23 protein-coding genes are annotated in these 24,708 nt (G+C 46.2%); 11 read left to right on the forward strand and 12 right to left on the reverse strand.

Translation table 11 applies throughout. The features are described 5' to 3' along the window. Positions 1-4 precede the first annotated feature (4 nt). Positions 5-1,132: a FecR family protein gene (locus QFZ48_RS08220; protein WP_429061915.1), complete on the forward strand. Its 1,128-nt coding sequence runs from the start codon at positions 5-7 to the stop codon at positions 1,130-1,132. A gap of 234 nt (positions 1,133-1,366) precedes the next feature. Here QFZ48_RS08220 and QFZ48_RS08225 read toward each other — a convergent pair whose 3' ends face one another. The 3 genes from QFZ48_RS08225 to QFZ48_RS08235 are packed head-to-tail and all read right to left on the reverse strand — an operon-like array spanning position 1,367 to position 3,588. Then, complete coding sequence (locus QFZ48_RS08225; protein WP_370911128.1) at positions 1,367-2,623, reverse strand: replication-associated recombination protein A; 1,257 nt, start codon at positions 2,621-2,623, stop codon at positions 1,367-1,369. A 15-nt stretch (positions 2,624-2,638) separates the two neighbouring features. Continuing rightward, positions 2,639-3,070, reverse strand: coding sequence for a group III truncated hemoglobin (locus QFZ48_RS08230; protein ID WP_429044146.1), 432 nt, complete (start codon positions 3,068-3,070; stop codon positions 2,639-2,641). An 11-nt stretch (positions 3,071-3,081) separates the two neighbouring features. Further along, on the reverse strand, positions 3,082-3,588 hold the full coding sequence (locus tag QFZ48_RS08235) for a hypothetical protein (protein ID WP_429044143.1): 507 nt from the start codon (positions 3,586-3,588) through the stop codon (positions 3,082-3,084). A 158-nt stretch (positions 3,589-3,746) separates the two neighbouring features. Here QFZ48_RS08235 and QFZ48_RS08240 point away from each other — a divergent pair, with 158 nt between their 5' ends. Together QFZ48_RS08240 and QFZ48_RS08245 are read left to right on the forward strand one after the other, a co-directional pair. After that, positions 3,747-5,807 (forward strand): M13 family metallopeptidase, encoded by a 2,061-nt coding sequence (locus QFZ48_RS08240; RefSeq protein ID WP_429061917.1) that lies wholly within the window; start codon positions 3,747-3,749, stop codon positions 5,805-5,807. Between the two features lie 116 nt (positions 5,808-5,923). Further along, positions 5,924-6,196, forward strand: coding sequence for a YHS domain-containing protein (locus QFZ48_RS08245; protein WP_429061919.1), 273 nt, complete (start codon positions 5,924-5,926; stop codon positions 6,194-6,196). A gap of 65 nt (positions 6,197-6,261) precedes the next feature. On the opposite strand, the gene QFZ48_RS08250 is transcribed toward QFZ48_RS08245, so the two are convergent. The 4 genes from QFZ48_RS08250 to QFZ48_RS08265 all read right to left on the reverse strand — a co-directional run bounded on the left by QFZ48_RS08250 (position 6,262) and on the right by QFZ48_RS08265 (position 12,150). Continuing rightward, entirely contained in the window at positions 6,262-7,683 is a 1,422-nt protein-coding gene (locus QFZ48_RS08250) for a hypothetical protein (protein WP_429044137.1), read from the reverse strand. 66 nt (positions 7,684-7,749) lie between these two features. After that, complete coding sequence (locus QFZ48_RS08255; protein WP_429061921.1) at positions 7,750-10,542, reverse strand: TonB-dependent receptor domain-containing protein; 2,793 nt, start codon at positions 10,540-10,542, stop codon at positions 7,750-7,752. Between the two features lie 198 nt (positions 10,543-10,740). Next, positions 10,741-11,142, reverse strand: a complete 402-nt coding sequence (locus tag QFZ48_RS08260) for a hypothetical protein (RefSeq protein ID WP_370911135.1) — start codon at positions 11,140-11,142, stop codon at positions 10,741-10,743. Positions 11,143-11,319: 177 nt separating this feature from the next. Continuing rightward, complete coding sequence (locus QFZ48_RS08265; protein ID WP_429044131.1) at positions 11,320-12,150, reverse strand: UDP-2,3-diacylglucosamine diphosphatase; 831 nt, start codon at positions 12,148-12,150, stop codon at positions 11,320-11,322. A 182-nt stretch (positions 12,151-12,332) separates the two neighbouring features. On the opposite strand from QFZ48_RS08265, the gene QFZ48_RS08270 reads away from it, so the two are divergent. The 8 genes from QFZ48_RS08270 to QFZ48_RS08305 all read left to right on the forward strand — a co-directional run bounded on the left by QFZ48_RS08270 (position 12,333) and on the right by QFZ48_RS08305 (position 19,326). After that, positions 12,333-12,983, forward strand: a complete 651-nt coding sequence (locus QFZ48_RS08270) for a DUF47 domain-containing protein (protein ID WP_079469694.1) — start codon at positions 12,333-12,335, stop codon at positions 12,981-12,983. Positions 12,984-13,025: 42 nt separating this feature from the next. Beyond that, positions 13,026-14,030 (forward strand): inorganic phosphate transporter, encoded by a 1,005-nt coding sequence (locus QFZ48_RS08275; protein ID WP_370911137.1) that lies wholly within the window; start codon positions 13,026-13,028, stop codon positions 14,028-14,030. A gap of 158 nt (positions 14,031-14,188) precedes the next feature. Next, positions 14,189-15,061 carry a glucose-1-phosphate thymidylyltransferase RfbA gene (gene rfbA, locus QFZ48_RS08280; RefSeq protein WP_429044128.1) on the forward strand — a complete coding sequence of 291 codons (873 nt, stop codon included), beginning with the start codon at positions 14,189-14,191 and terminating at the stop codon, positions 15,059-15,061. A 30-nt stretch (positions 15,062-15,091) separates the two neighbouring features. Then, positions 15,092-16,120 carry a UDP-glucose 4-epimerase GalE gene (gene galE / locus QFZ48_RS08285; protein ID WP_370911139.1) on the forward strand — a complete coding sequence of 343 codons (1,029 nt, stop codon included), beginning with the start codon at positions 15,092-15,094 and terminating at the stop codon, positions 16,118-16,120. Between the two features lie 52 nt (positions 16,121-16,172). Beyond that, positions 16,173-17,138, forward strand: a complete 966-nt coding sequence (locus QFZ48_RS08290; RefSeq protein WP_429044125.1) for a transketolase family protein — start codon at positions 16,173-16,175, stop codon at positions 17,136-17,138. Positions 17,139-17,452: 314 nt separating this feature from the next. Further along, a complete protein-coding gene (locus tag QFZ48_RS08295) occupies positions 17,453-18,004 on the forward strand; it encodes an RNA polymerase sigma factor (RefSeq protein WP_370911141.1) in 552 nt (183 codons plus the stop codon). Positions 18,005-18,112: 108 nt separating this feature from the next. After that, positions 18,113-18,841, forward strand: a complete 729-nt coding sequence (locus tag QFZ48_RS08300) for a hypothetical protein (RefSeq protein ID WP_429061923.1) — start codon at positions 18,113-18,115, stop codon at positions 18,839-18,841. Next, on the forward strand, positions 18,838-19,326 hold the full coding sequence (locus QFZ48_RS08305) for a hypothetical protein (RefSeq protein WP_429044120.1): 489 nt from the start codon (positions 18,838-18,840) through the stop codon (positions 19,324-19,326). Before QFZ48_RS08300 ends, QFZ48_RS08305 begins: the two co-directional genes overlap by 4 nt. A 41-nt stretch (positions 19,327-19,367) precedes the next feature. On the opposite strand, the gene QFZ48_RS08310 is transcribed toward QFZ48_RS08305, so the two are convergent. From QFZ48_RS08310 to mrdA, 5 genes are all read right to left on the reverse strand, one after another. Beyond that, entirely contained in the window at positions 19,368-19,715 is a 348-nt protein-coding gene (locus QFZ48_RS08310) for a nuclear transport factor 2 family protein (protein WP_429044119.1), read from the reverse strand. Positions 19,716-19,754: 39 nt separating this feature from the next. Further along, positions 19,755-20,615, reverse strand: coding sequence for a helix-turn-helix domain-containing protein (locus QFZ48_RS08315; RefSeq protein WP_429061924.1), 861 nt, complete (start codon positions 20,613-20,615; stop codon positions 19,755-19,757). Between the two features lie 75 nt (positions 20,616-20,690). Continuing rightward, positions 20,691-21,437 (reverse strand): MBL fold metallo-hydrolase, encoded by a 747-nt coding sequence (locus QFZ48_RS08320; RefSeq protein ID WP_370911146.1) that lies wholly within the window; start codon positions 21,435-21,437, stop codon positions 20,691-20,693. Between the two features lie 12 nt (positions 21,438-21,449). Further along, on the reverse strand, positions 21,450-22,736 hold the full coding sequence (rodA, locus tag QFZ48_RS08325; protein WP_429044113.1) for a rod shape-determining protein RodA: 1,287 nt from the start codon (positions 22,734-22,736) through the stop codon (positions 21,450-21,452). A gap of 30 nt (positions 22,737-22,766) precedes the next feature. Beyond that, positions 22,767-24,704: a penicillin-binding protein 2 gene (gene mrdA, locus QFZ48_RS08330; protein ID WP_429044111.1), complete on the reverse strand. Its 1,938-nt coding sequence runs from the start codon at positions 24,702-24,704 to the stop codon at positions 22,767-22,769. Positions 24,705-24,708 lie beyond the last annotated feature (4 nt).

Here is a 24,708-nt window from a genome sequence, read left to right on the forward strand (position 1 = left end):
ATATATGGACCATACTGCAGAAGAAATAAAAAGCCTGATGATAGATAAACTGGACAATCATATTGATCCGGAAGATGAGCTGTTGCTACAGCGCCTGATTTCGGAACAGGAAGATGTACAGGTGATGTGGGAGGAAATGCAGCAGCTCTTCTCTGTTGGCAAAGGCAAGGTAATGATGGAGAAACTGGATACGCGCGAGGAATGGGCCAACCTGCACAATGAGTTGAAAAAAGCACGGAGAAAAAAAATCACCCGGTATATCGGCATGGCAGCCGGCATTGCTGCCGCTGCAACAGCCGTTTTGCTGTACCTGAAATTGCCCGGGGCTACTCACCAAAAATCCATCGCCGCTACGGCGCCGGCCAAAGCCATTCTGCTGAAAATTGACGACGGCAAGGAAATTGATCTTACTGGTAGCGGCAGCCAGGCTATTGTAGCCGGAGATGCCCGCTTTCATAACAACGGGAAGGTATTAACCCTGCAGGGAGGCGCCAGCAATCAATGGAGTACGATCAGCGTTCCAACCGGAATGGATTACCAGGTAAAGTTATCCGACAGCTCCGTACTTTGGCTGAATGCAGCTACCACCGCGCATTTCCCGGTGAATTTCACCGGCAACACCCGTGAAATAGAGATCAGGGGAGAAGCTTACCTGCAGGTGGCCAAAGACGCTTCGCGGCCTTTTATCGTGCATTTGCCCGGCGGCGCAGCCATTGAAGTACTGGGCACCGCTTTCAATATCAACTCCTATGACCCCGCAGCAGTAAAAGTTGCACTGGTGGAAGGAAGTGTAAACATGCGCACGTCCACGCAAACCGTAGGATTGAAGCCCGGTTACCAGGCACGGGTTACTGCCGGTGCGCCTGTACAAGTAGCTGCTTTTGATGAGCGGCAGGTGCTGTCGTGGATGAAAGGACAATATATATTTTACAATACGCCCGTACAGGAAATTGCACTGACCCTTCAGCGCTGGTACGATGTACAGGTAGTGATAGATAACCCCGCAGTAGGGAAGAAGTGCTTTACAGGGGTTATTAACAAACAAAAGAAACTCCAGGACTTCCTCGACAACCTCATTTCAACTGCTGAAGTGAGTTACTATTTCCAGGAAGGTGTTTTGCATTTCAAATAGGGGAAGTGTATAGGGAGTGTATGAGGCGTGTATCATGAGTGTATCACGAGTGTATGGGGAGTGTATCGGAAGTGTATAGGGACTGTATGGGGAGTACGACACATACGCTACTCCTAAGTATCTGAGAAGTATCCGAGAAGTATTGAAGAAGTATCCGGGAAGTAACGCCTGCATAAAGACAAAGCGGCCTGTTCAGCAAACTGAACAGGCCGCTTTGTCTTTAATACTTTATCTTTAATAATTATATTTTTCCTTCCACAAACTCTTCAGGTAATTCCTCAATTCATTTTCACGCGGGTTATTTCCCGGATCATAAAATTTCGTTCCCTTGATAGCATCCGGCAGAAATTCCTGTATCACAAAATTGTTTTCATAACTATGTGCGTATGCATACCCTTTGCCATAGTCCATCTCTTTCATCAATTTCGTAGGGGCGTTCCTGATATGCAAAGGCACGGGCAGGTCACCGGTTTTAGCGACTACCGACTGCGCCGCGCTGATAGCAGCAACCGCTGCATTGCTTTTGGCAGAAGCAGCGAGATAGGTAACGCATTGCGACAGGATAATCCTTGATTCAGGAAAGCCGATCAGGTTTACGGCCTGGAAGCAGCTGGTGGCCAGCAACTGTGCATTGGGATTGGCATTGCCGATATCTTCCGACGCCAGGATCACCAGCCTGCGGGCAATGAATTTCACATCTTCTCCGCCGTCGATCATCCGGGCGAGATAGTACAATGCCGCATTGGGATCGCTGCCCCGGATGGACTTGATAAACGCGGAAATAATGTCGTAGTGCTGTTCTCCTTTTTTATCGTAGATAGCTACCCGTTGCTGGGCGATGTCCATTACTTTTTTATCGGTAATCACAAGCGGATCTTCCCGTAAAGTAGTCACCACCAGCTCAAAAAGATTGAGCAGTTTACGTGCGTCTCCGCCGGAAATATTAAACAGGGCGCTGGTTTCCTTTATCTCGATATTTTTACTGCGCAGCCACTCATCCCGTTCCATGGCCTGTTGCAGCAACTGCATCAGCTGATCGTTGCCGAGAGGTTTCAATACATACACCTGGCTGCGGGATAATACCGCCGCATTTACCTCAAAAGAAGGGTTCTCGGTAGTGGCGCCGATAAGCGTAATGATCCCTTTCTCTACAGCGCCCAGCAGGGCATCCTGCTGTGATTTATTAAACCGGTGGATCTCATCAATGAATAACACCGCATGCTGTTGCCGCCTGGCCATTTCTATCACTTCCCTCACTTCCTTCACCCCGGCCGATATAGCACTGAGTGTGTAAAAAGGCACCTGTAATGTATGTGCGATGATATTGGCAATAGTTGTTTTTCCAACACCGGGAGGACCCCACAAAATCATGGAAGGAATCATTCCCTGCTCTATCGCTTTTCTTAAAATACTGTCCTTGCCGGTAAGATGCTCCTGCCCCACCAGTTCATCCAACGTTACCGGTCTTAACCGCTCCGCTAATGGTTGCATACTACACTTATTGGTTTATTGTTTATTGCCCGGGTTAACGAGCGGAATTTGATTGCCGGTACCAGGATGATTGATCTGGTTCATTTTAAACGACATAATCCCTTTTACAGACCGGGCGCGGGTAACTGCCAGTGCGGCTTTCTCTCCCGTAAAATTTTCGGCGACGGTGGCTTCAAACAGTTGCAGCCAGCGGTCAAAATAGGCAGGCTCCAATGGGATCAGTTTATTCAGCTTAAAATGAGGATCCATCACATTTCCCTTGTAATTACCGCCGTCCAGCAGAATCCCTTCCCAAAAATTATACATAATGGGCAGGTGATGCGGCCAGTCTACCTTTGCTACATCATTAAAAATAAAGCCGATCAGATCATCCGCTTTTACTTTATCGTAAAAACTGTTTACCAGTAATATGATATCATCCCTGTTGGCTATCTCCCGCTTTTCCATAACTCCGTTTTTTATTCTTCATGTTCTTCGCTCCTCCCGCCCTGCAATTGCAGCCACTGACGGAGATACCGGAACGACAACCCTATATTCAATGCGATCAAACTTCCCACCACCAGCAGAAAAACGCCTATCGGCGCTATCAGGGTTTGTTTAACCGCCGCCTGCTGATCCGGCGGCAGATTGTCGATCTCCGCTTTCATCTGCTCCGGCGTAACCAGCAATATGGTTAACCCCGACAAAATGAGCAGAACAGCAAATATCAGCCCTATTGTACCCATAAATCTCATGCCACCCGGCGTACTCTCTTTCAGCGGAATTTCCGGTAATAACAGGCTCCGCTGAAGATATAATGATAAAACGCTATGAATAAAACAGGCCCCCATAGAAAGCAGGAATACAATTGACCCGAAGTTGGTACCCAGAAAAAGTATGCTGGACAAGAGCATGAATGTGAAAATACCGGATATCATCAATACTATAGCCGTGGTAACCCTGTACAATTTAAACCTGAAATCCATTTATATGTTAATTTACGTAACACAAACCTACCTAATTATTTAGAGATTCCGGGATTTGATCGGCAACAGCCATCATGGCGGCGATTGCCGTTCATAAAAAACCTTTCATGCAACCTGACCCGTTTTCCATAACTTAGGATACTAAACCTGTTTTAAATATGAACAAAACCAATGCGGTAAAACTACCGTTGCTGGCTGCCATGGTTACATTTGCAGCCTGCAATTCCAACAGTTCCTCGCAGCAGGCGGAAACGGCCGACACCACCAAGGTGCCCGCTTTTAACCTGGCTGATATCGATTCTTCCTACAAAGCCTGTGATGATTTTGACAACTACGTGAATGGTAACTGGAAAAAAAACAACCCCATCCCTTCTACAGAAAGCCGCTGGGGAGCGTTTAACGTTCTCGATAAAGAAAACAAGGAAGTTCGCCTCAAAGGAATCATTGCTGAAATTACCAGCAAAACAGACCTGAAAAAAGGCACAGAAGAACAACAGATCGCCGACTATTACTCATCTTTCCTGGATACCGCTACTATCGAACAACGCGGCATCACCCCGCTGCAACCCTACCTCGATAAGATTGCCGCCATTAAAACACTCGCCGACTGGGCCAGCGTAACCGGTGAACTCCAGAAAATCGGGGTATCTTCCTTTACCGGTTTTGGTGCAGACGCAGACGCCAAAAACAGTAAAATGAATGTGCTTTACCAGGCACAGGATGGCCTGAGCCTCGGTGAAAAAAGCTACTACGAAAGACAGGATTCCGCTACCAAAAATGTGCGCAGCGAATTTGTTAGTCACGTTGATAAAATGTTTAAACTGGCAGGTTTCCCTGAAGCAAGCGCCGGACAAACCATCCTGGATTTTGAAACCAAACTCGCCGCTATCCAGCTGAGCAATGTAGAACTGCGCGATCCGGTTAAAACATACAACAGGGCCGCCTTCTCAGAACTGAAAACACTGGCGCCCGACTTCGACTGGGAAAACTTCGCCGCTAAACAGGATATCAAAACCGATACCCTCGTGCTCCAGAACAAGACCTATCTCACCAAAGCCAACGCTTTGCTGAAAGCTACGCCACTCGAAACACTGAAAACATATTCCAAATGGCAGCTGCTCGGCCAGTTTGCCGGTTATTTACCTGCTACTTTCGATAATGAAAATTTCCATTTCTACGGTACGGTAATGACAGGTAAAAAGTCGCAGAAAACCCGCGCAGAACGCGCTATCCGCTCCACCGACGGAAAAATGGGCATGCCGCTGGGTAAACTGTTTGCCAAAAAGTACTTCCCGGAAAGCAGCAAACAGAAAGTATCTGAAATGATCGAAAATGTGCGTAAAGTATATGGAGAAAGAATCGATAAACTCACCTGGATGGGCGATTCTACCAAACAAATGGCACACAAAAAACTCGCTTCCTTTACCTATAAAATCGGTTACCCCGACAAATGGAAAGATTACTCTTCCATCAATATAGAAAAAGGTAAACTGGTGGAAAATGTAATCGCCGCAAGCTTATATGTACACAAAGAAAATGTTGATAAAATAGGCAAACCGGTAGATAAAAGCGAATGGGGTATGACGCCTCAAACCGTAAACGCATACTACAACCCGTTAAACAACGAAGTAGTATTCCCTGCAGGTATTCTCCAGCCTCCTTTCTACAATCCTAATGCAGATGATGCCATCAACTATGGCGGTATCATCGCCGTTATCGGCCACGAATTTACCCACGGCTTTGACGACCAGGGCTCACAGTTCGATGCAGAAGGTAACCTGAAAAACTGGTGGACAGAAGCCGACCGCAAGAACTTCGATAAACTGACCAAGCGCTATATCGACTACTTCGGCAGCCTCGAAGCACTGCCTGGTTTCAAAATCAATGGCGCCTTAACCATCGGTGAAAACGTAGCCGACCTGGGTGGTTTAACGCTTGCTTATCATGCCCTCGTAAAATCGTTTGAAGGTAAAGGTGAACCCAAACCTATTGATGGATTTACCTGGCAGCAACGTTTCTTCCTGGGCTGGGCTCAGGTATGGCATGGCAATATCACAGATGCTGCCCTGCGCAACCAGATCCAGACAGATCCGCACTCACCGGCAAAATTCCGCATCAACGGACCACTGCCTCACCTGGCTGAATTCCAGGCTGCATGGGGCTGCGCTCCGGGCAATAAAATGGTGCTGCCGGAAGCAGAACGGGTAGTGATCTGGTAAGATAACTGCTGCAATTACTATATAGTATTACGGATTTGTTGGAAGAAGTGTAATCAGTTCACTATCTCCCGCAAATCCGTAATTCTTTTTTATCTATACCTTCGTTAAAAAATTCTATGAAATATATATTCATTACGTGTAGCGCCTTATTCCTGTTTGCCTGCGCACAAAAGCAGGCGCCCGCTGAAAATACTACTGCTCCCGCTGCCGAAACACCAGCAGCTATTGCAGTCAATAAACTTCCGGACCCCGTTTGTGAAATGCCCTACGATACCAGTTATAAAGAATGGGCAGTATATAAAACAGATACCCTGCATTTTTGCTCGGCTACCTGCAAAAATGTGTTTGAAAAAGCACCGGAGAAGTATATGGCTAAACTGGGCAAATAAAAAATAGCCGCCTGGGTAAAAACCCGGGCGGCCTAAGATTACAGTTTATGAAATTTAAATAAATACTATTTATCTGCAAATTTGGTCCAGCCTTTAAACCAGGTGTCACCTGCTGCTGCTGCACCCACATAGGTAGTGGTAGTAAAAGCGCCACCACCTAATTTCGCGTTGGTGAAATCCGCACCAGCCAACAGCGGAGAACCAGCTGCGGGGCTTGGATCAAAAGTAGTATACCCAGTATTGGTCAGTTTCACATCAGTAACAGCAGCCAGTGTTTTATTGGCAAATGCTGCAGTGCTGAACCAGGCCAGGGAATTAAATGTTGCGGTACCAGCAGCCACCACCAGTGGACTACCGGCAATGGTGTTATTCTTGTACTCCAGTGCATTGGAAGTAGCATTTGCTTCTGTCAGCGCACCATCCACAAACAAGCCAACAGGCCAGCCAACAAATACAGAGTTGAATATTGAAATTTTACTGTTCCTTCTGATATGCGCACCTCTTTTGTAAGGAGCAGCAGTAGCAGCCGGAGCGGCGTTAGCGTAAGGTCCTACAATAGTCATGTTGCTGAAAGTAGCAGCAGTTTGCGGCGTTTTGGTAGTACCGTCTGCATCGTTGTCAGATTCAAAACCGTTGGAAGCACCGCTCGGACCGAAATCAGCGATAGCAGCATCACGCAGTACCAGGCCAAACTGGATCTTTCCGGAGAAACCGTTATCAGTATCGAAATCGTCATCTGTACCGCGATAAGCGATCAGGTGCTTACAATTTACTGTACCACCAAACCATTCGAACGAATCATCGCCGGAATAACTTACCTGTACATAATCAATGGTAGTTCCGGAACCAACGCTACCAAAAGTAACACCATTGATTTCATCGTTTACGGCAAAGGCAATACCTGGATATTCTACTCTGACATATTTCAGTATGCCGGAGTTATCATCAGCTTTGGTACCACCATGTAAACCGTAACCAGTAGCCGTTTCATTTACACCGCCTTCAATGGCCTGTAAGCCGGCAATACCATCTTTTGCACCATTGTTAGGCGCATTACCCAACAGGATAATACCACCCCAGTCGCCACTGTTAGGAGTAGCCTGGCTGGATGTAAATACAATCGGAGCGGCAGCAGTACCCTGTGCATCAATCTTACCATTCCTGGTAATGATCAGCGCACCTTTATTCGGAGACTTGGATCCTTTAATGGTAACACCTGGTTCTATTTTAATAGTTGCACCGTTCAATACAAAAGTAAAATCAGTCAGCAGGTAAGTTTTACCTGTTTTCAAAACAGTATTGGAAGTGATCTGCTTTGGCAGTGTTTCAGGAGATTCCTTAAATTCACTGTTATCGCTGGTTCTTTCAATAGTAGCCTTAGTCATGTCTACTGGCTGAGCCGGTGGCGGAGTTGTAGGATCATCGTCTTTGCCGCAGGATGAGATAATCACCGCCAAAAACATTACAGGAAACAGAATTTTTTTCATGTCAGATGGATTGAAATTAAATGCAATTTTTAAAATCTACTATTCCTATTATTACGCTTCTCTTTATCAGAATTTATAAGAGAAAGAAAGATTCACATTGGTACCGCCTTTGGTACTTATTCTCAGGAAGTCTGATGTTTTGTCGTACTTGCCGTTGTCGTCATTATCCTGGTAAAAATTAGCCGGCTGATTCAGGATATCACTTACGGTCAGCTTGATTTCTCCTTTACGGAAAACCTTCTGCGCTACCATGAAGTCCAGTAAAGATCTCGGCGCTTCATATACATCAGGCTCCGTGTCGTTACCTACAATGAAAATCCTTCTGCCAATTCGGTTAAATAATACATTCGCCACAGTACCGGTAGATTCTTTTTCAAACTGTAAACCTACATTGATCACATAAGGAGATTGCCCCTGCATAGGCCGTGCTTTCAGCACTTTATCTTTTTCGAAAGAAACTTTATTATAGATATAGGCCACATTAGAAAACACCGTGAAAGAATGCCAGAATCCTGCATTATCAGGATTCAGAAAATCGAGATTCTTTCTAAATTCTACTTCGGCGCCGGCGCTATTCGCCTTAGGAGCATTCAGGTAGGTTAAGCCAACAGAACCCGCACCACTATTGTAAAATCTTTCAATAGGAGATTCAAAGTGCTTGTAGAAACCAGCAATGGTTAATACTTCTCCGGAGCGGGGATACAGCTCATAGCGCAGATCTACATTGGTCACCTTACTTCTCTTCAGGTTAGAGTTACCGGATTCGGTAGCCATGAGATCAAAGTTGTAGAAGGCAAACGGCGCCTGCTCACGGAACTCAGGCCGGATAACGGTTTGAGATGCGCTGAAACGGATATTTGTTTTTGCGTTCAGCAGGTAGGTCAGGTTCACGGAAGGTAATATATCCGTTACCGTAGTTTTATTATTCTGTGGTCCGTTCTGGTTATATTTAATCGACTGGTCAAAGTTCTCCACTCTCACCCCCCATACCAGTCGCCATTTCTCATAAATATTGTTATCAAACTGCAGGTAACCTGCGTTGAGCAGCGCATTGGCGCCATAAGCATCCGGCGTATTGGTAATTTCATCCATCCGCAATAAGCGGTCGGTAAAGTTCTCCGGTGCAAATAATTTATCGGGAGTTAAGCGCACCAGGTCATGTGCATAAGGATCGCCGGCATCAAAAAGGGTGTAGCCAAGCGCACGTGGCGTGAAACCACGTTCCTTACTCTGAACCAGGTAACCCATCTTTACCTGTTGTTGCCGGCCACCGATTTTCACAAACCGGCTCAGGTCCAGGATACCACCGTAAATATTATCATTCAGTTTGGAATAGAAACGGCCGGAACCAGTAAGGGTAGCGGAACCACCGGAAGATATATTGGCATAAAAATCATTCTTACCGGCAATGCTGTTATAACCCAACCGGCGAAGATCCGGCACATCCTGTTTCATGTTGGTGTAGCTGCCGTTCCATTTGATCTTCACCTTTGCTTTCTCCCAGAAATGCTCACCGGATAATTGCGAAGTATAGATGCGGTTGCTGTTGAATCCCAATTCATAAGCGCGTACATCTGTTTCGGATGGAATATCGTTACCAGTTCTTACTGTGGTAGCCACGGTAGAATTAACACTGTACAGGTTTTTGAAGCTGATCTTATTCTTGCCAAACTGGTAGGATAAATTAGCAAGTCCGCCCCACAATACATTCTGAGTAGATTTTTTATCGTAATAGTTGTAGATACGGGATCCGTCATTATCAAAGTCGGTACGGTAAGTATCGAAATTACGGTTGTTACGGTTATAGCTTAGCGACAGTACCGCACCAAAACGGTTACCTTCTTTTCCTTTATTGATACCGCCGGCAATCTGGAAATTAGAGTTAAGCGGTGTTGTTTTTGTATTTACCGACCATATATCCGGGAATGATTTGGATACAGCAATTTTATCTGCTGTTGACAGTTGATCATAACCGGCTTTAGTAGATGGAAATGAGGATGGGAGCTTTCTGGTATCATCGTCTACCCCAAGCCAGTCTTTGTTGCCGCCTTTATAAGTGTTAAAGTCCTTTCCGGCCGACATGGTATTAAAACCCGTACCGGCCAATACTGTCAGGAAATTTTCGGAAGGGATATCTTTTGTATTTACCTGTACAAGGCCCCCCGCAAATTCTGCCGGTAATTCAGGTACAGCTGCTTTATTGATGACGATGTTTTCAACAATATTGGATGGAAACAGGTCAAAGGAAAATGTTTTCCGGTCTGGTTCTGTACTGGACAACAGGGCGCCGTTAACCGTGGCCTGATTATAACGGTCGGCGAGTCCGCGTACAATGAGGTATTTACCTTCCTGCAAAGAGGCGCCGGATACTCGTTTCAATACTTCTCCGGTATTTCTGTCCGGCGATTTACGGATGGCTTCTGCAGATACTACCTGTGCTACTGTGTTGGTATTCTTTTGCAGCGTAAGCAGGGAATTGATGGTTTCCTGTTTGGCCGTTCCGGTGATTACCACTTCCTTCAGGCTTTTGGAGCTTCTTTCTTCCATTACAATGTCCAGGTACGTAGGTTTACCTGCACTTACGATTACTTCCGAAACTGATTTCGTCTGGTACCCCATGAATTTAAACTCCAGGGTATAAGTGCCGGGGTCAACTGAAATCTGGTACCTTCCTTCCACATCTGTTACTGCGCCTTTGCCGGTACCAGCTACTACTACAGTTAACCCGATAATGGCTTCACCTGTTTTCTTGTCGGTAACCTTACCGGTGATTTTGGCGGGATCAGCTGCAAAGGAAGCATTAGCGAAGGAGCAACACGCTAACAGTGTCCAGATAAGTATAGAAGAGATTCGTTTCACAATAATTTTTTAATCAGATTTTAATACGGTTTTAAGGCCGTTTTAATATTTGATGGCAAAAGTATTGGCACTACATTACCGCAGTGTTAACGGGGTATTACGAGAATGTTAATTGATAAAAGGTTTTTCGCGTAGTTAATTTTAAAGAGAAGATAAGCCGGGTCAGCTGAGAGGATATATAAGGGGGCGAACAAATAATTACCACATATTTTGCTGGGGCGACTGGCGGTTATTATTCGTCAGCATGTCAAGGGAAATATCCAGCTGGTAATTACGATCTGTGTTTCTGTCGGCTACCGGGCAGGCAATCTGGAATAAGTGCTGGCTTTTATTCATGAAGGGTTTGTTGTCCTTGTTGCACAACTCCAGTGAAAAATTGAACCTTTCTTCCACTTCTTCTTCAAACTCCCGCAAACTCAGTGTTTCATCGATAGGATATTCAATCAGAACATCTTCTTCAAAACCTGCGTCTTTTAATGTATCAAATGTATTGGCAAGCGAATTACGCACATACACGGCCACATTACAATAAAGCAAACGCTGGATCTGCATTTGCAATAGGGAGATCGTCATTAAAGGATGTAACTTCAATACTTTCATCTAGCTGTTTTTCTTGCTTATCTAAATGTGCCACTATCGTCACACTTAATTATTTCTCTGGCAAACTTAGTAGTCTACTTTTAATTTAATATTAAGCGCTTGTTATGATTTTGTGAAAATAGTATTTAAATATAAATATATTTAAAATATTTAAATGTAATAATACGAAAGAAAAAATCAGGAGCCGGGGAAGGTAATAATACGGGTAGCATCCCAGTCGGTGAGTCCATCATCGTCGTCCTCAGCGAGTACCGTGCCCTTCCGGGTAACGGGGTGTTGGTACAGGGCCCATTGCTGGTTGGTATATTCAAGGGAAGTAAGACTTTCCACCCAATCGCCCGAATTCAGATAGGTGATTGTTTTATCGCCCACCTGCATTTCTTTGATCAGAGGCTGGTGGATATGACCGCAGCACACTACATCAAACTCTTTATCGGCGGCTATTTCGGCAACGGTTTGTTCAAAATCGGAAATGAATTTTACGGCCGACTTCACCCCCTGTTTTACTTTTTTGGAGAAAGACATCTTTTCCCTCCCCATGCTTTCCAGCACATGATTGACGAGCCGGTTGAGGATAATCAGCAGATCATACCCTTTTCCGCCCAGCTTGGCCAGCCACTTGGAGTTTTTCATGGTTACATCGTACACATCTCCATGAAAGAACCAGTGCCTTTTGCCATCTACGTCCAGCACCAGCTTATTATCGATCGTAAAGTTACCCAGCTCAAACCCTGCGTATTTACGGAGGGCCTCGTCGTGGTTACCTGTCAGGTAATACACCTCGGTGCCTTTGCCGATCATCTTCAGGATTTTGCGGATCACTTTGGTATGCGCCTTTGGAAAATAGCGTTTGCTGAATTGCCAGATATCGATAATATCCCCATTCAGCACCAATATCCGCGGGTCGATACTATCCAGGTACTGAATCAGCTCTTTGGCGTGGCAGCCGTAAATTCCCAGATGAACATCTGAAATTACGGCTATATCTAATGGGCGTTTATCCGACATTATAGGTTTGTATGTACAGGTTGTAGGCAGCCTGTTTATGAGTATAATTTTCTATGCAAAGGAAAAATCGCTATATTACTTTTATATTAATCCAGTGTTAAGGAATTATTAATTCACGTTTTTTACTGGCTGGGATAGATTCTGAAAGCTATTTTTGCGGCAAATTTTATAAACTCAAACGTATGGGAGGCTTCAATTCTTTTGTTAAACTATTCATGCCGAAAGACCGGGTATTTTATTCTTTGTTTGAAGATGTAGCTTCCAATCTGGTAGAAATGGCGACTGTGCTCAATGAGCTGGTAGCCACCACAGATCTGGCTGTGAGAAAGGATAAGGTACACCTGATAGAACGCCTGGAACACAAAAACGACGATTACACACACCGCATATTTGTAGAGCTCGGACAAAACTTTATCACCCCGTTTGACCGTGAAGACATTCACTACCTGGCGGCAACACTGGACGATGTGGCAGATTATATCCACGGTTCTGCCAAAAGAATGGATCTCTATAAAGTACACTACATCAACGACAGCATCCGCAAACTGGCGGAACTGATCCACCTGGGTGTACTGGAACTTGCCAAAGCAATCCCCGAACTGCGCAATATGCAGAATATGCGCATCATTACCGATGCCTGCGTAAAGATCAACAGCCTGGAAAACCATGCTGATGATATCTACGATATGGCTATCGCCGACCTTTTTGATACAGAGCAGAACGCCGCAGAACTGATTAAAATGCGTGAAATCTACCAGGCCCTGGAAATCGCTACCGATAAGTGCGAGGACTGCGCCAACGTAATAGAAACCATTATTATCAAGTACTCCTGATAAAGGGGAATACAGTTCTGAACGCATAATTCTCCTGATGTCATGACTTTACTAGTAATTATTATCATACTGGCATTCATTTTCGACTATATCAATGGTTTCCATGATGCCGCCAACTCTATCGCCACTATTGTGTCGACCAAAGTGCTTACGCCTTTCCAGGCAGTTCTCTGGGCCGCAGTATTCAACTTTGTGGCCTTTTTTGTTGCCAAATACTACATCGGTGAGTTTAAAGTAGCCAATTCCGTAGCCAACTCGGTATTTGAGCAGTTTATCACGCTGAAAGTAATCCTTTGCGGCCTGGTGGCAGCTATTACCTGGAACCTCTTCACCTGGTGGCTGGGAATTCCCTCCAGCTCCTCGCATACCCTGATAGGTGGTTTCATTGGTGCAGCTGTAACCGCCTCCGGTGGCAATATTGACGTAATCAATTTCCACAAAGTTTTGCCCACAGTATATTTCATTGTACTGGCGCCCCTCATAGGCATGGTGGTGGCCTTTATAATAACACTCATCATTGTAAATATCTGCCGTAAGGCAAATCCATACCGGGCAGAAAGCTGGTTCAAACGCCTGCAGCTGGCCTCCTCCGCGGCATTAAGTCTCGGTCACGGTAGTAACGATGCCCAGAAAGTAATGGGGATCATCTCTGCTGCAATGGTATCTGCCGGCTATATCGGCAGCCTCAAGGAAATGCCGGACTGGGTGCCACTGGCGTGCTTTACCTGTATCGCACTCGGCACCATGAGCGGTGGCTGGAAAATTGTGAAAACAATGGGAACCCGTATCACCAAAGTAACCCCGCTGGAAGGCGTGGCTGCTGAAACCTCCGGCGCCATTACCCTCTTCCTCACGGAACACCTGGGTATTCCTGCCAGTACCACCCACGTTATTACGGGTGCTATCATGGGCGTAGGGGCTACCAAAAGGTTATCTGCCGTTCGTTGGGGGGTTACCGTATCACTGCTGTGGGCCTGGGTTTTAACCATTCCCATCAGTGGATTACTGGCCGCAGTCACCTATTTCATCGTAAACCTGTTCATTTAAAAAAGTGAACCAACAGATACTTTTAAAAGCTCTCCGTAACCTCCGGAGAGCTTTTTTTATAAAAAAAAGACGCCAATTGAAAGAGAGCCGCTATTTTTGTGCGGTTTTCTTCTGATTGGAAGAGTTAAGTTAGTGACCATCAAAAATTGATCTTGCAAATGAAAGGAATAATCCTGGCCGGCGGCTCCGGCACCCGGCTGCACCCCATTACGTATGCTATCAGCAAACAGATCATGCCGGTCTACGATAAACCAATGATCTATTACCCGCTGTCTACCCTGATGCTGGCGGGCATTAAGGATATCCTGATCATTTCCACCCCACACGATCTGCCGGCTTTTCAACGGCTCTTCGGTAATGGTCAACAATTGGGACTGAATTTAACTTATGCGGAACAACCCAACCCCAATGGGCTGGCCCAGGCTTTTGTAATCGGCGAGGAATTTATCGGCCAGGACACAGTAGCACTGGTATTGGGTGATAATATCTTTTACGGGGCAGGACTCGGTACACAACTGGCTCATAACACCAACCCCGACGGCGGTATCGTATATGCCTACCAGGTATCCGACCCGGAAAGGTATGGAGTAGTGGAATTTGGTCAGGACATGAAAGTACTGTCCATCGAGGAAAAACCCACACAACCGAAATCCCACTTTGCTGTACCCGGACTCTACTTCTACGATAATGAAGTAGTGGAAATCGCTAAAAACCTGCAACCCAGTCCACGCGGCGAATATGAAATTACAGATGTAAATAAAGAATATTTGCAGCGGGGAAAATTAAAAGTTTCTATCTTACCACGCGGAACAGCATGGCTGGATACCGGCACATTTGACTCGCTGATGCAGGCATCCCAATTTGTACAGGTAATAGAACAAAGACAAGGAATTAAAGTAGCCTGTATCGAAGAAATCGCCTACCGTAAAGGATTTATTGACGCCGGCCAACTAAAGGATCTGGCAAAGCCTTTACTGAAAAGCGGCTACGGAGCTTACCTCGAAACGGTGCTCAATCAAAAAGTTTTCTGAAATATCAAATAAACGTAAATCTGAAATATCATGAAGGTTCTTGTTACGGGTGGTTGTGGCTATATAGGCGCGCATACTATTGTAGATCTGATCAATAATGGATTTGATGTAGTATCTGTAGACAGTAATATCAGGAGCAGCACCCAATTATTAGATGGTATCGAAAAAATTACCGGAAAAAAGGTACGCAACTACAAAGTAGATCTTTGTAACCTGGAAGACACCAATGCGGTATTTCATGAAAACCGGGATATCGTTGGCGTCATCCATTTTGCTGCCCTGAAAGCAGTGGGAGAATCTGTAAACGAGCCCCTGATGTACTTTCAGAACAATATCACCTCGCTGGTCAATGTGTTGAAATGCGTGAAAGAATACAATGTACCCAACCTCGTATTCTCCTCTTCCTGCTCGGTTTACGGCAATACCAAAGCCCTCCCGGTAGTGGAAGAAACACCGCTCGGCGAAGCTCAGTCTCCATACGCCCGTACCAAACAAATGGGTGAACAAATCATCGAAGACTATAGCCGGGTAAATGAAACCAACTCCATCCTGCTCCGCTATTTTAACCCGGTAGGCGCACACCCATCTGCACTTATCGGCGAACTGCCGCTGGGAAAACCAGACAACCTGGTTCCCGTAATCACCCAAACCGCCATCGGTAAAATTCCAAAAATGACGGTATTCGGCACCGATTACGATACCCGCGACGGCTCCTGCGTACGCGACTATATCCACGTAATGGATATCGCCGCCGCTCACACGAAAGCGCTCCAATACCTTATAGAACACCACAATACCAGCAACTGTGAAGTGTTTAACCTCGGTACCGGCAACGGCGTAACCGTGCTGGAAGCTATCAAAGCATTTGAAAAAATTTCCGGCATCAAATTAAACTACACCACCGGCCCACGCAGGGAAGGAGATGTGATCTCTATTTACGCCAATAACAGTAAGGCGAAGGAAAAGCTGAACTGGGAGCCAAAAATTGGTATCGAAGACAGTATGCGCACCGCCTGGCAATGGGAAGTGAGCCTGCGTAATAAAGTACTGAGTAACTAGGATCCTCATTTTTTAATGTTTACATTTACGCTTCATTTTTAAAAAGACCACAATGGTAAAAGATATTCAACCACTAAATGAAAAAGAAACCCGTGGCGGGTTTGGTGAGGGCATACTCGAAGTAGGTCGTAAAAACCCCAATGTAGTTGCACTGACAGCAGATTTGCTCGGTTCTATGAAACTGAACGCTTTTATTAAAGAATTCCCCGATCGCTTTGTACAGGTAGGTATCGCAGAAGCCAACATGATTGGCATCGCTGCAGGCTTAACCATCGGCGGTAAAATACCATACACCACTACTTTCGCTAACTTCTCTACCGGAAGGGTATACGACCAGATCCGTCAGTCTGTTGCCTATTCCAACAAGAACGTAAAAATATGCGCTTCCCACGCAGGACTTACCCTGGGTGAAGATGGCGCCACCCACCAGATCCTGGAAGATATCGGCATGATGAAAATGCTGCCCGGAATGACTGTCATCGTACCTTGCGATTTCAATCAAACCAAAGCCGCTACCATCGCCATCGCCGACTACGAAGGACCGGTATACCTCCGTTTCGGTCGCCCGAAATGGCCCAATTTTACCGCGGAAGACCAGAAATTTGAAGTGGGTAAAGCACAGATCCTCCACGAAGGAACAGATATCACCTTATTCGCCTGCGGTCACCTGGTTTGGATTGCCATCGAAGCCGGTAAAGTTCTGGAAGAAAAAGGCTACAGCGTGGAAATCATCAACATACACACCATTAAACCACTGGACGAAGCAGCAGTAATCGCTTCCCTGAAAAAAACCGGTTGCGCCGTTACTGCTGAAGAACACAACGTACTCGGTGGCCTTGGCGACAGTATCGCACAGGTAGCCGCCCGCCATACACCCGTTCCCATCGAATACGTGGGTACCAACGATACCTTCGGCGAAAGCGGTAAACCACTGGACCTGCTGAAAAAATATGGCCTCGATGCAGATCACATCGTTGCAGCAGCAGAAAAAGCCATCCAGCGCAAGAAACAGGCGTAAGCGGATTTTGTCTTTCTCAGGATTACGCTGATTATACTGATTAGCTGGATTTTTACTTTTGGATTTTTTTGATTTTCATAAGATATAATTAAGGGAGATAGAAGCGAATATATCCGCTTCTATCTCCCTTAGTCGTTATTAAATCTAAAAATCCAAAAAAATCCAAAAGTAAAAATCCAGCTAATCAGTATAATCAGCGTAATCCTGAGCCAAGACAAAATTCGCGCATTAAACTTCGCTCCAATCTCCGCGTCTTATGAACAGGTTTTTATTTATATTCAATGAAATAAAACCTGTTAAGAACCATTTAACCTATGGCCGTTTCACAGGACGATAAATCACTCTTGGCATTATACCGTATACCTGATACAAAGGAAAAAGGGTTTACCCTTATTATCCAAAAGTACCAGGAAAGGCTCTACTGGCATATCCGCAGGATGGTAATGGATCACGACGATGCCAATGATGTGCTGCAAAACGTTTTTATTAAGGTGTGGAAAAACCTGGAAAACTTCCGGGAAGATGCCCAGTTGTATACCTGGCTGTATAAAATAGCCACCAACGAAAGCCTCACTTTCCTGGAGCAGCAAAAACGGAAAACGTCGGTTTCATTGTCTGATGTGGAAAACGGCCTAAGCAACAAACTCAGGGCAGATCCGCAGTTTGATCCCAATAAACTGGAGTGGAAACTGCAGCGCGCTATCCTCAGTTTACCCGATAAACAAAGGATCGTATTTAACCTGCGCTACTATGATGAAATGCCCTACGAGGAAATGAGCAAAGTGCTGGAGACCTCGGAAGGCGCCCTGAAAGCCTCTTATCACCATGCTGTTAAGAAGATCGAAGAGTTTATCCGCAATGGCTGACCATAAATTTTACAAATATTTATTTTAAGTAATTTTTAAAGAATTTTACCAAAAGATTAAAATCACATTAAACTATTAATACCGTTTACTGTCTAAAAAACAGCAAATATGAACAGGCAGACCTACATAACAAATGAATTAATGCAAATAGCGCCAGGCACCAACTGGCCGGCAGAAGTACCATTTACGGTACCAGCAGGCTATTTTGAACACCTGCCCGCCGCTATCCTGCTGCAAATTCAACTGGAAGATCTGCGTTCCGGAACAGCCGCTGTTCCAAACCAGCCGCCAACTATTCCTGCCGGCTACTTCGAAGGATTACCACAGGCCATCCTGCAACGGATCCAAACGGAAGAAGGAACCAGCTCCCTCACCTCCGTACACACGGAACTGGAAGCCATTTCGCCCTTCCTCGCGGCAATACCCAAACAGACGCCATTTACAGTACCCACCGGTTATTTTGAGTCCCTGCGGGCCAGTTCCAGCCCCGTTATTCCACTGCGGGCAGCCCACCGGAACCGGACCGCCACCTGGTTGAAATGGACCGTAGCCGCCTGTCTTACCGCTTTCATCGGTAGCAGTGCCCTGCTGTTCGTGATCAACAACAACAACCATCATAATGCTATAGAAAGACAACTGGAAGACCTGAATGACCAGGATATCGTTAATTACCTGCAAACCCACACTGATCCCTTTGATAATGAAGCTTTCTTCGCCAGTTCCGCGGAAATAACCCCGGTGCAAAGTCAGCTGAAAGAAGCAGTTCCACTGGAAGCCATCGAAAATTACCTGCAAAAAACCGATTTATCAAAGGAAGTGTTACCTGAAAATAAATGATGAAACATCTTTACTTTATATGGATTACAATGTTTGTGCTCCTCACCCATGCCGGCGTGAGTAAGGCCCAGCAAAACCCGTCGGAAAGTGCCGCCGAAAAAATAAAAGCCATACAGGTCCAATACCTGGCCCAGAAATTAAACCTCACCCCGGAAGAAGCCCAGAAGTTCTGGCCGGTTTATAATAATTATACCCACGAAGTGGAACAACTGATCGCAGAACGCCACCAGAAAAGAGACCAGGAAAAATTAGCCACCGACAACGCCGATGATGCCGCCCGGAAAAATATGGACAAGGAGCTGAAATACGAAAAACGGATGCTGGACATCAAATCACGCTACAGTACAGAATTCCAGCGTGTACTCCCCGGTAGAAAAGCAGGCATGGTGTTTAAAAGCGAAAGAGAATTCCGGACCATCATGGTAAACCACCTCAATACCCAACGCATGAACAGGATGGGCGGAGGCCCAAGAAGACGACCATAAAAGAATTACGGGGAACTACCCCGCAATTCCCCCTTACTCTATTATTTATAATGTGCCCTTACTTCACTCACCAGCCCCTTTTCATTAATCACCATCATCTCCGTACTTAATTTATCATTGATGCTTTTATAATAAAGCACAATAGAATTCACCCCTTCCAGGATATGGTATAACTCAAAATGCAGATCAGGATAGGCTTCCAGCCCACGGGTAAAGTAAGCCTTCAGGTTCTCTTTCCCCCGGATACAACCGGTAGGATCATTGTTGATTCTTTTAATTAACGGGGAATAGAAAATAACATCCGCATCGTAATGCGACATGATCTCGTTGAGGTTGTGGGAATTCCAGGCCTGTAGCCAGGCTTCACCAATTTTGGTCAAACTTTCCATTGTCTTTTTTTTCACAATGTAAGCCATCCGCCGGCACAACTATTTGCTGAAAAGATCAGTTTCCATTTTACGCCATTGCAATGGCGTTGCTTTAAAACAGCGGCGAAACTGCCGGTAAAAATGGGTCACATCTTCAAAACCCGTACTGTAAGCTATTTCCGCGATCGGCTGTTCTGTGGTGCGCAGCAGGAAACCCGCCATCTGCAGCCGCTTCTCCAGCACCCAATGCATGGGGGAACTATGATAGATATCCCGGAAACGGCGTTTCAATGTGGCCGTACTCATATGCCCCATAGCGGCCACGTCTTCCAGCAGCCGCACCTCCGCAATCCCGGTACTGAGCTTCTCCATCACCTCCGGAAGCGGGTACATGGCCGCTTTGGCAAGCATGGCACTTATTGCCTCCTCACCGGAAATAAGGTGAAGCGCGTGTGAAAGTATGTTGTAATAATCAGGTGTGGTAAGGGTATCGTCTGCAAAGTGGCGCAACAGCGATTGTGAGAAGTCGTGCCAATGGCTGTTTACCGGCAGTGTAGTTAATGCCCGGCCAACTGTATGAGCTTTATTTCCCGGCCTTTTGAGCAGGCCCAGGATCATTTCATCCGGGATCACGAGGTTAATACTTCCGTATTGCCGCTGTGGCTGCAATATCTCTGAGCAAAGCAGGCTTCCGGCCGGAATCACCATCGCATCCCCGCTGCGCAGGTAATGTACCTGCCTGCCGTCGTACATTCTTTTCTCTCCCTGTACTACCAGGTTAAGCACCGTTTGCGGAATATACAACTCATGCGTGGCCTGATCGCGGTAAACGCTATACGATGCCCAGTTCCGGCCTTGTTGCTCCCATGTTTTATTGGTATGCTGTCCTGTAAGTGACAAGCTGTCAAACGGCGTATACATCTTGACATCTCATAAAATCCAAAAAATTCCGGTAATCAGCAAAATCAGTGTAATCCTGAGTAAGACAACCTCCGCTTAAAACTTAGCAAAAGGTTCTTTGGTATCATGATAAAAAAGGAATGTCCAGCCTTCCTGTTTGCCGCGCTCCAGGAACTCCTGGCGGAGCTCCATACTGCGCTTGCCATCGTAATCATATTTGGCTGCAAACCGGCTTCTCATCTGGGATATCTGTGGCGCCACATCTCCCCCGAAAAATATTTTATCTGCTCCATCATCTACCAGAAATACCTGGTGATAAGGACAGTGACCACCGGTCACTTCGTAATGAATATACCCGTCGATAGTCCCATTACCGGTTGTAAACACCACGTTATCCCGCTGTTGTAATAACATAATATCTTCGGAGAGATAAGATTTGCCGGAATGCTCCACGGCGTAAAGCATTTCCTCGTTGTTTACATAATACGTAGCCCCGGGGAAATTGAGTGTGCGTTCTCCCGTGATAGGATCTTCTGAAGAAACGCCGCCGGAATGATCTTTATGTAAATGGCTCATCAATACTTTGGTGATTTCCATTGGGTTGATGCCATTGTCTATCAGGTGCTGATGGATTTGCAGTACGCCATCGGGGTTACGAAATCCCAGCCCGGTATCAAATAAAATATAATCGCGGTCCGTGATTACAAGGAACGGCTGTATTTCAACCAGCAACGAACCATGCGGGCGATCCTGCATGCTGTCTGTCCCCAGCTTAAAAGGAAAAAATTTCTTGGTCCCGTCTACGGTAAATGACCCTTCTGATAATGGAATAATACGTGCCATTTTGCAAAGATACTATCTTAACACCATCTGCCGGTCGGCATCGAGCCGCAACAGTATAAATATCAGCATGGTAAAGGTCATCAGGGAAGAACCGCCATAGCTCACCAGGGGCAGGGGGATCCCTATCACCGGCGCAAGCCCGATCGTCATCGCGATATTAATAGCCAGGTGGAAAAAAATGATACTGGCTACCCCATAGGCATAGACTCGCGTAAAGGTCGATCGCTGTCGCTCCGCCACAAAAATGATCCGGAAAAGAAGGGCTACATATATACCCAGGAAAATCACGCTTCCGAAGAAGCCGAAATCTTCTCCCACAGTACAGAAGATAAAGTCGGTGCTTTGTTCAGGCACAAAATCGTAACGGGTTTGGGTGCCTTTCAGGTATCCCTTTCCCCAGAAGCCACCGGAGCCAATGGCAATCATACTCTGCCGGGTATTATAGGTCGCCTTCGGATCGTTTTCCTTACCCAGCATTACTTCGATACGGCGTACCTGGTAGTCCTTCAGTACTTTGGTAAATACAAAGGGAATGATGAACATCACAAAGAGTCCGCAGAAGGCGTATACGCCCAGGATCAGCGCGAGTTTCGATCGCTTTCGTTTTATTTCGCGCCGCATAAAGTAGATGACCAGCGCGGTGATGACCGTAAAAATAATAAAGAGTATCGTTCGGTCCACCAACAGCGCCGACAACACCAGTACAATTCCCGAAAAGGCGATTACCAGCAGTACGCCGGGCAATCCTTCGCGAAACATCACCAGGAAAAAGGAAAAATATACCAGGGCCAATCCTGTTTCGTCCTGCAAAATGATGATACCGGCAGGTATCAGGGCCAATGCAGCGGCAATCAGTCTTGATCGTAGTTTCGTAAAATCAGTTTCCTGCGACGACAGGTATTTGGCGAGCGCCAGGTTGGTACAAAGCTTGGTCAGCTCCGCCGGCTGAAACTGGAATCCACCAATCACCAGCCAGGAATGCGATCCCTTCACATCTTTACCGATCCCAAGCACCAGCAATAGCAGCAACAGCCCGCCTGCGTACATCAGGTTGGCCGTGGCCGTAAAAAATTTACTGTCTGTAAGCCATATCACCGCAGCCAGTACAATGGATACGCCAAACCAGATCAGTTGTCTCGAATAGTTTTTACTTGGATGAAGGATATCCTGCCACACGTTATCATCACCCCGGTATTCCGCAGCAAAAATAGACATGATGCCTATGATCACCAATGCCAGGTACAGGCCAACTATTGGCCAGTCAATCCCTTGTGTCAGTTTGGCTTGCGAGCGGTTCATTATTGATTAATCGGTTTATTCGATGATTGGTTAAGGCTTGTTCTTCTTAATAACAGCATTCTGATTCAATGAATCCAAATGCGATTTAGCCAGCATGGCCTGATCTATTGTTACTGTTTCCATTACTGATTTCAACAGCGGCTGACGTTTGGTGGAGATACTGTCTTTCAGGTATTTCTCCATCATCAAACTGGCAATAGGCGCTGCATACTTGGCACCAAAACCGGAGTTTTCCACTATCACGGCAATGGCTATACGTGCTTTTTCAGCAGGAGCAAAAGCCACAAACACCGCGTGGTTCTTCAGTTTTGTTCTTACACCGTTTACAATACCATAGTTTTCTGCTGTACCGGTTTTACCGCCAACGGTAATACCTTCAATCTGCGCAATACGCCCGGTACCACTTTCCACCACGTCTGTCATACCATGAATAACCGCGCTGTAGGCCGTATCAGAGATATGCGCTACATCGTGCTTTTGTTTGTATTTATCCAGGAGATGGGTGTTATCGTTATCAATGCTGGCTACAAAATGCGGGATATAGTAGGAGCCGCGGTTAGCCACAATACACATGGCATTGGCCATTTGCAGCGGCGTTAGCAGCAATTCACCCTGACCGATTCCCAGGAATACGGATGTACACGAGTTCCAGCTGCCTTTGTACCGGGCATCGTAATATTTTTTATCCGGTACCAGTCCGCGGCCTTCACTGGGAATATCCACCCCTATCTTATGCCCGAAGCCAAAGTTGTTCATATAGTCGGCCCACTTCTGCATGCCGCCTACCTTGATACCCCCGAATTTGCCTGCATCCACACTCAAACGGTATACATGCGAAAAATAGGAGTTACAGGAATGCGATAGTGCCAGGCGGAGGTTAGCCGCGTGACCAGCATCGTGGTGTTCGCATTTGATAGGTCTTGAACAGCCGTAGTAAGCGCCGCCACAGGGGTATCCGAAGCTGGGGGTAATTACGCCTTCATCGAGTCCTACCAGTGCGATCATGGGTTTAAACGTGGAGCCCGGCGGATAGGTAGCCTGGATAGCACGGTTAAACAGTGGCTTGGTGGTATCTGTATAAAGTTTGCTGAAATTGGCGCTTCGATACGAACCTGTGAGCAGGTTAGGATCGAAGCTCGGACCGCTTACCATGGCCAGGATACCGCCTGTTTGCGGATCGATGGCCACAATACTGCCCGATTTGCCTTTCATTAATTTTTCACCGAGTACCTGTAACTCAATGTCCAGGGAAAGCCGCAGGTTTCTGCCGGCTACTGCCGCACTGTCAAACTCCCCGTTTTCATAAGCTCCCTGCGGTCTGTTCAGGTTATCTTTAACCAGGTATTGTATGCCTCGTTGCCCCATCAATACGGTTTCATAGGTCTTTTCCAGCCCCGTGAATCCAAGATAGTCGCCGGAGCTATAAGAGGCGTAAGTACCAGTATCCTTTAACATGGCCGGGGATATTTCCGCTATATACCCGAGTATATTAGCTGCGGCCGAATAAGGGTAGGAGCGGATTTGCCTGGGTACCAGTTCAAATCCCGGCTGGAAGAGATACATGCTTTCCTGTAGCTGCCCGAATACTTCCGGCGCCAGCAGGGGAGCGAAAACTGATTGTCTTACCCGGCCATTTTTGATAATGGCGGTAACGATCCGTTTCCTGAATTCTTCCTTATCTATTTTTAAAATATTACAGAGATAGCCTGTATCGATGCTTTTTACGCTGGCAGGGGTTACTACGAGGTCGTATAATACGTCGTTGCCGAGGATGCTGCGGTTCTGCCGGTCGTAGATGATACCCCGGCTTGGATAAATGACTTTACGAAGCACGGCATTGGCATCCGCCAGCTTGGCGTACTTCTTTTCCACTACCTGCAGAAAGAATAACCTGGTGATAATCAGTATTACCATCCCAAGTATAATCATCTGTATTACTCTCTTCCTGGGCTGATTGAATACTGACATGCTA

The organism is Chitinophaga sp. W2I13, assembly GCF_050434005.1.
Lineage (GTDB): Bacteria > Bacteroidota > Bacteroidia > Chitinophagales > Chitinophagaceae > Chitinophaga.